General features: G+C 64.2%; 9 protein-coding genes. 3 read left to right on the top strand and 6 right to left on the bottom strand.

Translation table 11 applies throughout. From position 1 onward, the window contains the following. Window positions 1–95 precede the first annotated feature (95 nt). The 3 genes from LRS14_RS24150 to LRS14_RS24140 all read right to left on the bottom strand — a co-directional run bounded on the left by LRS14_RS24150 (window position 96) and on the right by LRS14_RS24140 (window position 2,696). Complete coding sequence (locus LRS14_RS24150; RefSeq protein WP_257801428.1) at window positions 96–710, bottom strand: hypothetical protein; 615 nt, start codon at window positions 708–710, stop codon at window positions 96–98. Window positions 711–987: 277 nt separating this feature from the next. Continuing rightward, entirely contained in the window at window positions 988–1,965 is a 978-nt protein-coding gene (locus LRS14_RS24145; protein WP_257801427.1) for a GTP pyrophosphokinase family protein, read from the bottom strand. Beyond that, window positions 1,962–2,696: a nucleoid-associated protein gene (locus tag LRS14_RS24140; protein ID WP_257802216.1), complete on the bottom strand. Its 735-nt coding sequence runs from the start codon at window positions 2,694–2,696 to the stop codon at window positions 1,962–1,964. Before LRS14_RS24140 ends, LRS14_RS24145 begins: the two co-directional genes overlap by 4 nt. Window positions 2,697–4,697: 2,001 nt before the next feature. On the opposite strand from LRS14_RS24140, the gene LRS14_RS24135 reads away from it, so the two are divergent. Both LRS14_RS24135 and LRS14_RS24130 read left to right on the top strand, forming a co-directional pair. Next, window positions 4,698–7,448, top strand: a complete 2,751-nt coding sequence (locus LRS14_RS24135) for an ATP-binding protein (protein ID WP_257801426.1) — start codon at window positions 4,698–4,700, stop codon at window positions 7,446–7,448. Between the two features lie 106 nt (window positions 7,449–7,554). Further along, window positions 7,555–8,052 carry an IS66 family transposase gene (locus LRS14_RS24130; protein ID WP_257801425.1) on the top strand — a complete coding sequence of 166 codons (498 nt, stop codon included), beginning with the start codon at window positions 7,555–7,557 and terminating at the stop codon, window positions 8,050–8,052. Window positions 8,053–8,925: 873 nt separating this feature from the next. On the opposite strand, the gene LRS14_RS24125 is transcribed toward LRS14_RS24130, so the two are convergent. Then, complete coding sequence (locus LRS14_RS24125) at window positions 8,926–9,831, bottom strand: AraC family transcriptional regulator (RefSeq protein WP_257801424.1); 906 nt, start codon at window positions 9,829–9,831, stop codon at window positions 8,926–8,928. 140 nt (window positions 9,832–9,971) lie between these two features. Here LRS14_RS24125 and LRS14_RS24120 point away from each other — a divergent pair, with 140 nt between their 5' ends. Then, window positions 9,972–10,934, top strand: coding sequence for a chlorophyllase (locus tag LRS14_RS24120; protein WP_257801423.1), 963 nt, complete (start codon window positions 9,972–9,974; stop codon window positions 10,932–10,934). A 652-nt stretch (window positions 10,935–11,586) separates the two neighbouring features. Here LRS14_RS24120 and LRS14_RS24115 read toward each other — a convergent pair. Continuing rightward, window positions 11,587–13,059, bottom strand: a complete 1,473-nt coding sequence (locus LRS14_RS24115) for a P-loop ATPase, Sll1717 family (protein WP_257801422.1) — start codon at window positions 13,057–13,059, stop codon at window positions 11,587–11,589. Further along, entirely contained in the window at window positions 13,037–13,321 is a 285-nt protein-coding gene (locus LRS14_RS24110; protein ID WP_257801421.1) for a hypothetical protein, read from the bottom strand. Before LRS14_RS24110 ends, LRS14_RS24115 begins: the two co-directional genes overlap by 23 nt. Window positions 13,322–13,409 lie beyond the last annotated feature (88 nt).

Here is a 13,409-nt window from a genome sequence, read left to right as displayed (position 1 = left end):
GCCATCTAGCACGAACGACTGCAGCTTCATGCGTCGTCCTGCAACACCCGGTTGATTGCGAAGTGGACGGGGCGTGGTCGTAGGTGAGCCAGCGGTTAGCGGAAAACTGCGGACGAGGCGGGTACGGCCGGAACGGGCCCATTTATTTCTGGGTTGAACGCCAAGACTCGTTGCACCTGCTCATGGCGCAGTATTAGCACCTCACTTCCTAGCCAGAAGGCGCAGTGGGACGCGCCGCAGGCAAGCTGCTTCGCTCGGACCGGCACGATCAGTTGATCAGCTGACAGCATGACCTGCGTGCCGCGACGATTGGCGAAGCGCTCGCGCTCTTGCTCAGCTTGGAGTCGTCCCTCATTCAAGGAGAAAGCGGCTAGCAGCAACAGCGTCACGACCACCATAGCCACAGCCGCCACATATGTGCAAATATTCATCGCCTTTTCGGAAGGCAGCGCGACCGGCCGACCTTTGAATCGTGCGCCAACCCAGCGCCAAAGGGCAAACTGCCATCTGTGCGCGCCGTCAGCGGACGAGAAAATGGCAGCGGCTAAGGAGCCAACAGCGAGCAGCAGGACCGAGACCGTTGCGTAGAGAAGGGGATCAAGGCTGTGCACCACTGACAACAGGAACCCCTGAAGGACGGCGCGCTCCCACACAAGCGGAAACAGGGCGTCGTCAAGTGCGAAGGCGTTGAGATAGCCGACATGGTGCATTGTGCCCACGAGGTATAGGCCGGCCGTCATAAACGGGAGTACGGCGAGGGCTAGTTGAACCCGGTTTCCGTTCATCACATCCTATCAGCGCGCATTCAGAGTGCGAGTATGGCTAATGCCAAACCACTGGTGTGGCCATTACATGCCGGTAGCCAACCAGTCGACATCGAGCAGTTCTGGGTTTCGTGAGACTCTCGCTGAGGCCGTCCCGGGTACCGATCGATACTCACACTGACTTCCGGCGATGGCAGGGGGATTACCTCTACCCATTGCGCTGTCAGAATCCAAGGCTCATGTCAGTGAACACCTCTTCGCCTGTGTCTCTGTCGAGAGGCCAACGTTCGCGTGTCGCCGATGGATACTTTGAAGCCAAGAAATAGGCCAGAAGTATCGAGCTGTCGCGAAACGGTTGGCGATACGGCCGCCTTTCACGAATTTTCTCAGAGATGAAGGGACGCTTCTCAAGCAGCTTGTGGATCTCTACGTCTATGGGCTGGGGAAGTTTGTCAGAGAACTCATCAAGCAGTCGTTCGCCCGTGCTGCCATTGACCGGCGCGCTGCCAACCCTGTCTGTATAAAGCCGATCTAGAGTGCGCCAGGCAATCTTCAGCGGCGCTACCGCCTCTTCCAGCTCAGTTACTACGCGCTCAAAACAATCGTCGGTGGCCTCAATTAAGGCCATGCTTTTGGCGACAGTGCGATGTACTTGAGCGGACGCTAATGTCTTCGGCTTGTAAACCGTGTCGTGCGTCAACTCACAATGAGCGTGCTGAAGCAGCGTGCGGATCTGGATTTCGCACGGCACCCCAGCAGGTATTGTCGTGCCTTGCCACTCGCATTCCTTCGCCGAAAAGACGACATAGTGAACGGATTGATAGGCGAATTCCAGGGGGTTCAGTAGCCGTTCAGATTCATAGTCGCGATCCTTCCGCGCAGTCCATAGGTCCGCGTCTGTAAGCCCTCTTTCCACCAGACGGATGTCGCGACCTAGAAGCACGACGAACCGGATGCCAACCTTGTCAGTGATTTGGTGGTAAGGATCAGAATATGGCTTACTCCTGTAAAACGCCTTCTCAACCAGTGAAGCTTCGTCCTTTGCTCTTGGGCCTTGTACTATCTTGAAAAATTCTGCAGCATGACCTGAATCGATGAGGCTTAGAACTCGCTCCTCCACGGTGGCGCGCACAAGTAGCCCCCAGGCCGCGTAAATCGGCCTGTCTGCTTGCCAGCGAACTCTAAAATCGGATTCAGTCACTGCTCTTTGATGTGATCTTTGACTAGAATTTCCGTCCAAATGGGCATAGGACCGTCGCCTTGAGGTTCCCCACGAAACTCTCGGATGGTGACTTTCTCTCTGAATTGTTCCGGCGTTGCAGTCAGCCGAATATCGCTTGAGAATACAACTTTCCTGACGCGTAAGCTAGCCCCTATTTCGGAGGTGTCCTTGTGTATCGCTGCATCGGAAAAGCCGTTCTGTTCAACCATGTGGTCACGATAAGCATCCTGCGCATCGGGGCTCGGCAAATACCCTGATGCGAAGTCCCCTACGCTTATGACAGAACGCTGGTCTGTCTTAAGATAGGTAATCAAAGCGTTATGCAATTCTACTTTTTCGTCTTCCGGGACATTCATCAACTTGATGAAGTTCTTAGTCAGTTCGTAAAAGCTTTTCGTATTGCGCGCAGCACTTTCGGGAAATGCCAAGCCGAGAAACTTCTCGTAGAAGTACTGCGCTGCACCCATACGATTTCTCAGCGTCATTTGATCGTCGTATATGAACGCTCTTATCGGGGATTGTGCTTCGGCATCATCCAACATAAATGCGCCGATCTTGTACATCTTGGTATGTGGTGTAAGCATTAGCCCCTTAAGGAACGACATTTCCAGATTGCCGTCGGCATCGCTTCTCCGCAGAAATCCGCTATGTACTTCGGCCTTAATGATGCATACCAAGCGGCGCGGCGGATACCCGGAGCTGCATTCCACCACCACGACGATCCCCCGGGAATCTGTCGACTGCTTTGCGCCTCCGCCAGCTTGTATGCAATGTCTTTGGAAGTCGCCAAGAAACCCGCATCTTCTTGATCGGCAGCAGTCATCGCTAGTAAGGCAGTGCTTCCGGGCTGGTGCTTCACGAGTTGCATCTCCAAGCCGTGGCTCGAATTTGACATGGCAATCGAAATTCGCTGCTTCAGCGTCTCCTTGCCATCAGCATCGAGGTTGACCAATCGCTCACCGAACAGCGGCTGCTTGATCTGACGGTCTGACTCCCGCTGGAAGACTTCATGGATGGCAATGCGGCCGATTCGGAGGTTCTGGAAAGGCATGGGGCGGTCGAAGCAGTTGACGCGCAATCAATGTAAGTGGTTGTTGCTCGTCTGCGAGCTGGGCGAAGTGCAAATTTTCACCCGCTATGCCACTGGCCAGTGGCGGCCATCTCCGCGGCCGCTTCGTCCCCTGTGCGCGACTGATGGTCGGCCAGCGGGCCTGAAGTCGTGCGGAACACCGGATGGTCCACTCGGCGTCAGAGGGTGGTGTGCCGATCCACATGCTACAGCTTCAGGGCACGAGGTCGCCTACGCCTGCTGGCACTGGCCAGCGCAGCTGCGGCATGCGCCTCGGCATACCCTTCGAACAGCCCGGCGTGGTGGCGAGCGAGTGCGCGGCCTGAGCCGAGCTACAGTGCTCTTTCAGTCGCATGACGCCCCCTCATTGGTCGCTGGTAGCCCTATAGTACTGTATGCGTATACAGTACCTTTAGCCGCCGGCGGTACTCTTCAACAGGTCTAAACGCATGACGCGTGCCGCTGCTGAAGTCATCTGCCTGATCGTCGGCATCGCGGATGGTGACACCGTGATCCTGCAATGACCAGACCGTGAAGGCGCGGCTGGCCAAGATCGACGCGCCCGAGGAGCGTCAGCCGTGGGGTTTGCACAGCCGCCACGCGCTGTCACGCTCGGCGCGATCACTTCCTTCGCGCTTCGAACCAATCCATCACTTCCCCAGCCGGCCAACGCGGTTTCGCCTTCGCTCCGAACTTGATGCGCTCGGAAACTTCGGCAGGCACACGATGGAACCCCACGTCCATAATGAATGAGCATCGGCTTAGGGTCGAAACGGTGCGTTGACCGTCCGCTTTGCGGACACGGCTACCGCACCGTCGAGGGAAGGGCAGGCTGTCGTCACCTTGGAAGGGTGCGTTCGACGCAGGCGGTCGCCGTCCGTCCGGCAGCGACGGTCCGCTGTCAGGAGTGACACAGATCGGTGACGCCGCCTTGCTTTCAGGAGACGTCCGTGAAGCGGACGTTGATGGCGCGCTTTCGGCCACAAGGGTGCGTCCGTGGCGGTGGGCCGAACGTCGGCTGAAGACGGAGGCTATGTGCAGACAGCCGTGGTGCGACAGACTGAGTGTTTGCGCTGGACGCAGCAGGTTGTCTGCTCCAGGCTTCATTCGGCGTGAGCGCAACGTGCGCCTGCGCGCGGGCTCGTCGGCGGCCTTGCCGACGAGCGGCTGGCTGTGGCGCTTTGGCGGATTCACGAGCAGGCGACCGCAGCGTGGACCGTCGCCAAGCTCGCGCGGGAGGCCGCGATGTCTTGATCGGCGTTCTTCGCCCGTTTCTAGCCGCCTCGTCGGCGCGACGCCGATGGACTACCTGCTCGTGGCGTATTGCGCTCGCGAAGCGCCTGCTCAGCGACGGCGCGACGGTCGCCGACGTCGCAGCGCGTGTCCGATACGGCTCGGTCAGCGCGTTCAGCGTCGTGTTCACGCGCAATGTCGGGTAGCCTCCTGCGCACTTCGCGCGCCGCGAGCGATCAGAGGCGCTTTGGAGGCCGGCAACCGGTGGTACGCAAGACTACTTACCAGGGCCGGCCGCAGGCCATTCCATGTCTTTTGACATTTCGGGCCGCCGAGGCGCCCGGGTAAGGTCGCGCCCGGCGTGCCAGAGCTCCCCACGTCGTCATGTCCGAGTTCGCACCCACCCGCCATGCGCCTGCGCCGGCTGTTCCATCTGTCCTTGCTCGTGGCGGCCGCCTATGCGCTTGTCGGCGCGGCGACGGTCTTCCTGTCGCTGCGGTTTGCGATCCCGTCGCCCATCTTCCCCGCGGCGGGCGTCGCCGCGGCGGCCGTGCTGCGCTGGGGCATGCCGATCCTGCCCGCCGTCTTCGCCGGCCGGCTGGCCCTCGCGGCGCTGACCGACGGCACCTTCGCCTCCACCGGCATCGACTACTTCTTCGAGGCCGGCCTGGCCGCCGCCGTGACGGCGCAGGCCGCAGCGGGCGGCGGCCTGGCGAGGCGCTTCATCGGAGCCGACGACCCGCTGGTCACCGGCACGCGGTCGCTGGGGCTGGTGGCGCTGGTGGGCCCGCTGACCTGCTGGATCGCCCCCGCGCTGGGCCTGCCGTGGTTGCAGCTGCACCAGCGGGTGCTGGAGGGCGACCTGTCGTTCGTGCTGCTGAAGTGGTGGGCGGGGGACAGCATCGGCGCGATGTGGGTCGTGCCGCTGCTGCATCCGCTGCTGGCGCCGCAGGCGTCGGCCTGGCGCGGCCGGGTGCGCGGCCTGGTGGGCCCGCTGCTGGCGGGCTTGCTGCTGCTGAGCGTGACCCTGGCCTACGTGACGGACCGCGAGCGGGCACAGCTCGCCCAGCGCTTCGAGGCCGACGCGGACGACCTGGCCAGCGCCGCGCAGGCGACGCTCGACCGGCTGCAATCCGTGGCGGACGCCGCTGCGCAGCCGCAGGGCCCGGCACCAGCCCTGCCACCCGGCCTGCCGGAAGGCGCCGCATGGGCGGCGCCGCCCGAAGGTTTGCCGCCGTCGGCCGGCGCCCACGTGGTCGGCGACGTGCTCGTCGTGCGCCTGGGCACACAGGCGCCTGGCGCGTGGCTGCAGTTGCCGCTGCGCTCGCTGGTGCCGCCCGATCCAGCACGCCTGTTCAAGCTTTGCTATGCCACCGCAGCGCAGGGCACCGCATGTGCATCTCCCCGGCGCATCCTGCAGCACCGGCGTGACATCGAGGTGGGTGGGCGGGTGCTCCAGCTGCATGTCTCGGCCCAGCCCGCCTATGCGGCACGCCACCGGCTGTTCGGCTCCTGGACGGTGGATGCGCTGGCGATGGTGGGCAGCGCCTTCTTCATCGGCTTCCTGTTGCTGGTGACGGGCCGCCAGTCGCAGATCCAGCGGCTGGTGGCCGACCGCACGCGGGCGCTGGCCAGCAGCGAGGCCCGGCTGGCCAGCATCTACCAGGCTGCCGGCGTGGGCATCGTCCACGTCAAGCCCGACGGCACGGTGGAATCGTGCAACCCGGAGGCCACCCGCCAGTTCGGCGGCCCTGGCCACGAGGTGCACGGCTGCCGCTTTGCGGAGCTGTTCAAGGTGGCCGACCGGGCCTCGGTGGCCGGCATGATCGATGCGGCGCGCGCGGCGCCCGGCTCCTACGAGTCGTGCGAGCTGACGCTGGCCTGCACCGCCGGCCAGGACCTGCGGGTAATGTGCAGGCTGACGGCGCCGGCGCATGCGCGGGGCGTTGCGCCGCATTTCGTCGCGGTGCTGGACGACCTCACGGATGTCGATCGGCTGCGCTCGGCGGAAGCGGCGCGGCAGCACGCCGAGCGGGAGAGCCGTGCCAAGGGCGACTTCCTGTCGAGCATGAGCCACGAGTTGCGCACGCCGCTCAATGCCATCCTCGGCTTCACGCAGTTCCTGCGCAGCGGCGGCCAGTCGGGGCCCGAGGAAAGAGAGCAGAGCCTCGCGCGCATCGAAGCGGCGGGCTGGCACCTGCTGGAGATGATCGACGGCGTGCTGACCCTGGCGCGGCTGGAAGCCGGCCGGGCGGACGTCCGGTCGGTGGACGTGCCGCTGCAGGCATTGATCGAGGACAGCCTGTCGCTGGTGGACTCGCTGGCGCGCGAAGCCGGCATCCGGATCGACTGGACACCGCGCGGTAGCCTGGGCGCCGTCCGGGGCGACCCGACGCAGATCCGGCAGGCGCTGCTCAACCTGCTGACCAATGCGGTCAAGTACAACCGGCCGGGCGGGGTCGTGCGTGTGCGTGTGATCGAAGGCGAGGGCCAGTGGGGCGTCGCGGTCGAGGACGAGGGGCGCGGCCTGACCGGCGAGCAGCTGGCAGGCCTGTTCGTTCCCTTCGACCGGCTGGGCCAGGAGCGGCGCGGCATCAAGGGAACAGGCATCGGCCTGGCAATCTCGAAGCGGCTCGTCGACAACATGGGCGGCAGCATCGCCGTGCGCAGCGAGCCGGGGCAGGGCGCCTGCTTCACGATCTGGCTGCCCTGTGCAGCCGGTCGCGCCGCGGCCGGTCCCGCTTGTCTGGACAACTTGCTGGCAACCGCGGCCGGGCATGCCACGGTGCTGTACGTCGAGGACGACGAAGTCAATGTCGAGGTGATGAAGACGGTGTTGCGGCGCCTTTCCAGCGAGCCCTGCGTGGTGGCGCGCACCGGCGGTGAAGCCTTGAGCCGGCTGGCCACCGGCGACATCGACCTCGTGCTGCTGGACCTCGGCCTGCCGGATCTTGACGGCCTCGCGGTGCTCGAGACCATCGTCGCCACACGCGGCGGACGCCACCCGCCCGTCGTTGTGGTGAGTGCCGATGGCGAGCCGGCCACACGGTCGGCCGCACTGGCCGCCGGGGCTGCTGCGTTCTTTGACAAGCCCTACAACGTTGACGCGCTGCTCGCGGGCCTACGCGCGATCCTGGGCGCGGCTCACCGCCCCGACTAGCTGTCGTTTCCCAAGAGGTTGTTCACCCCAAGTAGTCAGGGAAGTTGGAGGTTCTTAAGCCAAACCATCAACCCCAAGCAACCCGGATGAACAACGCACGGGGGGAGTGCGCGAGGCGGACGCTGATGGAGCCCTTTCGATCAAGCCCAAACACCTGAGCGATGGCAAGACGCACAAGGCCTACATCTGTTCGTACTGCAGCAAGCCCTTCGACGCGACGAAGGCGGTGGTGTTCCAGTTCACCGAAGGCCGCAGCGGCGAGAACGTCCAGCAGTTCTTCAAGCTCGACACCCTGCAAGCTTGGCAGGACACGCTGGTTACCGACGGCTTCAGCATCTACACCGCCACGACGACCGAGGGCGTGACCTCAGCGCAGTGCATGGCGCATGCGCGCCGCAAGTTCAACGACCTATGGGCCAACCACGGCAGCGAGGTCGGCCGCCAGGCACGGCGGCTGTCTGAGTTGCTGGGCCACCGGCCCTACCTAGCGCTTTCAAGCGGCGGTGGTCATGGCGCCGGTGGGCAACATCGAAACGCACTACGGCACCTCCGAAGGCAATTCCGACGCCGCCCCGCTGTACTTGCATTCCGCGCCGCGCTTTAACCGCGAGGCCGCGCGGCGGCTGTCGCCGCCCCAAATGTGGAGCGCTCGAAGACGCCACGTTGCTACTGCAGGGCAAAGAGGACGAACACGCCCCAAATGCCAGTCCCAGGAACTGTTCGTCAGCCTGCTGCGCGCTGGGTACACGCCGGCCGAGATGGTGCTGTACCCCAACGAGGGACACGGCTTCCTAGGCGAAAGCCAACCCGCCTGCCGCCACAATGCGGCCACCCGCATCGTGGCGTGGCTGCAGCAGCATGTGTTGTTGAAGCGTGAGCGTGGCCTCGAGACTCCATCGACCGAAGCTGCTTGAGTGCCGAGCATGCGTCCGCATGGACGTGAACCGACCCCCAGAAGTTGGACTCCGAAAACGTCGATGCTACCGCCTGCCTCGTCGCAGGAATCGCTGAGCCGCCGGTTCGGGAAAATGACTCGAATGCGGACGGCGTATGTGGCCGCCTGAGCGGCCGTCCGCAATTGCTGCGCAGTGGTCTCCGACGGTGGCAGCCGGGCGCTCATTTTGGGTCGAAACGGTGCGTTGACCGTCCGCTTCGCGCACACGGCTGTGGCTTGCCGAGGGGAGGGCAGGCCTGCCGTCAGCTTGAAAGGGTGCGTTCGACGGGGGCCATAGCCCGCCGCCGTGCAGCGACGGTCCGCTGCCAGCGCTGCCACGGACCGGCAGCGCCGCCTGACCTTCGGGCAGGCGTCCGCGAAGCGGACGTTGACGGCCCGCTGTCGGCCAACAACCGGCGGTGGAGCGGGAGCTTCCTGGCATTCCGATGTGTTCGCGTGCTCATCACCCGAGCGGCGCGACTCGCAATTGAACACAGGCGCCGCGGCGACACGCCGCGATCCATTGAGGAGTCGAGTAAGGCTTCAAAGCGCGGCTGATTGCTCTCGGCGCGCAAAGTGTGCGGGAGGCTGGCCGACATGGCGCGTAAACGCGACGCTGAACGCGCTGGCCGAGCCGTACCCGACACGGGCTGCGACGTCGGTGACCGTCGCGCCGTCGCTGAGCAGGCGCTTCGCGAGTGCAATGCGCCACCCGAGCAGGTAGTCCATCGGCGTCACGCCAACGAGGCGGCTGAACCGGGCGAAGAACGCCGACCGGGACATCGCAGCCTCCCGCGCGAGCTCGGCGACGGTCCACGCTGCGGTCGGCTGCTCGTGCATCCGCCGGATCGCCACGGCCAGCCGCTCGTCGGCAAGGCCGCCGACGAGGCCGGGCGAGGCCGCATGTCCTGGCGCCGAGCGAAGCGCTTCGATCAGCAGCACGTCCAGCAGGCGCGCGAGCACGACGTCGCGCGCCGGGCGCCGGGTGCAGAACTCCGCGTGTACCAGCGACACCAGCGTGGTGAGCGTCGGCTCGCCACGCACGTGCACGAGTTGCGGCAACAGCGACACCAGCAGCCGTGCGTCCGGGGACGCGAACCTGCAGTGACCGACCAGCATCCGCACGTCGGGCGGCGCGTCGGGGTCGCCGTGCCGGATCTCGCCGTCGGCGCGGAAGACGTAAGGCGTCGCCTCGCCGTCCGTGGGCGGCCCGAGGCTCGACACCGAGAAGTCGAATGCAGCCGGAATGAGAACGAAGTCACCCTGCTCGAGCACCAGGGGCTCGTGCCCCTGGACCGTCAGCCGGGTCGTACCCTCGACGATCGCGCAGAAGAACGGGCGGCCCGCCTCGGCGCGACGCGCCAGCCAACGCCCAGCGGCCGTCGCGAGCTTCGCGAACGGCGCACTCGGGCGTAGCAGCGTGACGACCTCAGCAAGTGGATCAACCATTTCTGGACTATCAAACACGATTCGTGGACTGCGCATCATAGTCAGTCCCGCCGACGAACCGTATGGTTCAAGGGTTGATGAGCGCAGCGCCAGATCCGCGGTGCACGCCACGCGATCCCAACCTTCAAAGGAACCGTCCTATGTCCACGTCCATCTCGCCTGTCGTCGGCACCCTGTCCGTCGAGCCGGTGCCCGTTGTCTCCATCAGCCCCATCGTGCTGCCCGCGCCGGGGCGCACCGTCCCTCTGCACGTGCGCGTGTCTGCGCCGGTGGCCGGTCGCGATCTTCCGATCATCCTGCTCTCGCACGGGCACGGCTCGTCGAACAACCTGTCGTCGCTGAACGGCTACGGGCCGCTCGCCAACTACTGGGCTGCGCGCGGCTTCGTGGTGGTACAGCCGACACATCTGTCGTCGGCCACCCTGCGTGGCGTCGTGGACCCGAACGGTCCTGAGGGAGCGCTGTTCTGGCGCTCTCGTGCGCAGGACATGACGCGCCTGCTCGATGCGATCGACGCGCTCGAGGCGTCCTTGCCGGGGTTACGCGGGCGGATGGACCGGAGTCGGGTCGCCGTGGCCGGGCATTCGCTCGGCGCCATGACGGCGGGGATGCTGCTCGGTCAGCGCGTGACGGACGCCGACGGTACCGTCGTCGATCTACGCGACCCGCGGATCGCCGCCGGCGTCATCATCGCCGGGCCGGGCAACCCGACGTACCTGACCGGGGCCGCGCAAAACCGCTATCCGATCCTGCGCACGCTCGACTTCTCTGCGATGGCCGCGCCCGCGCTTGTCGTAGTCGGTGATCAGGACGTCAATCCGATGTTTTCCGACCAGGCGGCGTACCGGGCCGGCGCCTACACCCTGAGTCCGGGCCCCAAGCACCTGCTCACCGTGTTCGGGGGCGAGCACATCCTCGGCGGCATCTCCGGCTACGACGCGGCAGAGACGACCGACGAAAGCCCGGCGCGCGTGGACGCGGTGGCGCAGATGACGTGGGCCTACCTGCGCACCGCGCTCAATCCGGCAGACTCGGCGTGGACGGCCGCTTGCGCCGCGCTGCGCGATGCGCCGAGCCCGTTCGCTCGCGTCGACGCTAAGTGACGCGAGCCGCCGACGTGCTTAACCGACGTCATACCTAGCTATGGGGGGGCCGAGGCAACTTGGCCTCGGGTGGTGGGGCCTTGCGATAGTGAGTTCACACGGTCTCAAGCCGTGCTCTGTGCCTGAATCGCCTGGGTGCTGCGTGCCGATTGCGCCCTGTGCTGCAGGTACTCCTCAGGGAGTTCACAAGGCTCCGACCGGCAGTTTCAGGGCGGCGGGTTCGGGGAGGCGGATGTCTTCTCAGGGTCGAAACGGTGCGTTGACCGTCCGCTTCGCGGACACGGCTGTGGCTTGCCGAGGGGAGGGCAGGCCTGCAGTCACCTTGAAAGTGTGCGTCCGACGGGGGCCATAGCCCGCCGCCGTGCAGCGACAGTCCGCTGCCAGGATTGCGACGGACTGGCAGCGCCGCCTTACCCTCGGGCAGGTGTCCGCGAAGCGGACGTTGACAGAGCGCTTTCGGCCAAGAGCGGTCGACTACGTATGACCGTTGGGAGGCCGACCACTCCACGACCGACGAAGGGTCCAGCCCTCCATGGGCCGTCGATATCGCTTAACGGATCCAACCTATGGTCGAAATGGCTCTGCTGACCAGCGAGCTCGTGGCTATTGCAGCCTTGGCAGAGATCCGCTTCGACCTGGACAGTGACCGATTTCAGATTGGCTGCGTACCGAGGTACCGTTCAAATACCTCATGTAACCGAAACCTCGCCGAGTTGTTGATGTTTGCGGACCGGGCCTGGAAGACCCCGATAAAGGGATGCTCCGGATTTGCTGACGGTAGCTGCGCGCGTAGGAAGCCGATGCGCCATAGAATGTTGATGAGCTCCGTGGGCTGCTTGTCTAGGCACCAGCGCGCGTCGGCGTCCACCTTCAGGTCGCCGGCGCACAGAAGTAGGCAGTGGTACTCCAGCTCGTCCCGCGTGAGGATCGTCTTGCCGTTGCGAAACGTCTCGATTAGGCTCATCAGCCCCGGATACTGGAAGCGGTACTCCGCCACTAGGTCGGACGATCGCTCCCGCGCGTACTGGGCGACGGCCTCATCGATGTCGTTTTCCGAGAAGGGCAGCGAGCGCTCCGCGTTGCGGGCAACCTCGAGCACTAGGCTACAAACGTGGATAAGTTCTCGCGGCCGCCACAGCGTCAGGTCGAGAATAGATTCGAACGACGGTGCGCCCCAGATCGACTTCGGCATGACGGTGTCCCAGGCGATCTGATCCATCGTGTCGGGCGCGAGCTGAAGGGAAAAGCGGATGCGCTTAGCGATCATCGCGAGTAGTTCCTTCGAGGACCAGTCAAGCATCTCGACGGCATCTCGCAGCTTCTGCGCATCGTCATTCAGTGAAGGGATGTTCTCAAATAACTCCCTGCGCAGAGTCATGACGACTCTGACGCTAGGCGTCCGCTGCGAGACCGCGGAGCCGGCCTGGAACAGGCCGGCTACGAAGGCGATCGCGTCTTCGGAAGCATCCCAGCCCTTGTCTAGCTCGTCTACGAGAATCAGCACCGGACGTTCGCGGCAAAACTCCTCGAGGTCGGCGAGTAGGTTGTTCAACTCCTCCAGCGAGTACAGGCGCTGCAGCTCTCGTGTCTTCGCGGCGGCTTCAAGCTTGCCAATTTTTACGGACTCGAGACGCTTGAGGAAGGACACCAGAGAACCGATCGGATTGCCAGACAGCCCGCTATAGTTGTCGCGCACAAAGTTGTAAATGCGCATCGATGCACCCGTTCGTAGGCCGGGCCGTCTGTCCAAGGCGGCCTTCATGGCAGAGACATAGAGCAGGTGTTTCCACGCGGCGGTATACGCGCCCTGCTTCGCCCAGGCCCCGGTCGCCTCCTTGGCCAGCAGATTGTTCAGTTGCTCATAGGAATAGTCTTCGGGACTGAGTCGCAGCACGATGCTGCCATTGCTCTCGGCCAAATTGCCGAGCATCGTCAACGCCGCGGACTTGCCGACCCCTCGATTGCCAAGGAGCGCCACCTTGCGCGACTGACGCGATCCCAGGAACTCGAACTTGGATGTGCGGAGGAACACCTGCGGCAGTGAACGCTCCCGTTCGGCCGCCAGCGCGCCAAAGTCCAGGGCGGCAATGTCGACGGACGGATTACGTGCGTTTGATAGAGGCATTTCGCGTGTTCCCGAGGAGAAGTCGAAGATCCTTTGTCCACTTGACGCTGCGGTCTGGGAGCTTCTCGCCGAGCACAAGTCGTGCGAGGAAGCCTGCGCCCAGTTCAACGTTGGTCGAGTTTCGGACGTTGGCAAAAAAGTCGTCAATGATTCGCCGCTTGTCTCCGGGCAAGTGGGCCAGCTTGAAAAACTCGGATTCTGGCGGCGCCTGCTCAGGCCGCCCAATGATGACCGCGACGCGCGCGTCTTCGGGCACCTTCACAAGGGTCGCATACGGTAATGGCACGTGGCCGCAGTCCCTCGCCTCGTCGCGAAGCATACGCAACGGTATACGCGCCTCTTCCCAACGC

Origin of the sequence: Aquincola sp. J276 (assembly GCF_024700035.1) — a bacterium.
In the GTDB taxonomy this organism is placed as follows: domain Bacteria; phylum Pseudomonadota; class Gammaproteobacteria; order Burkholderiales; family Burkholderiaceae_C; genus Aquincola; species Aquincola tertiaricarbonis.
Note: the sequence above shows the minus strand (reverse complement) of the source record. Positions and strands in the feature narration are given on the sequence as shown.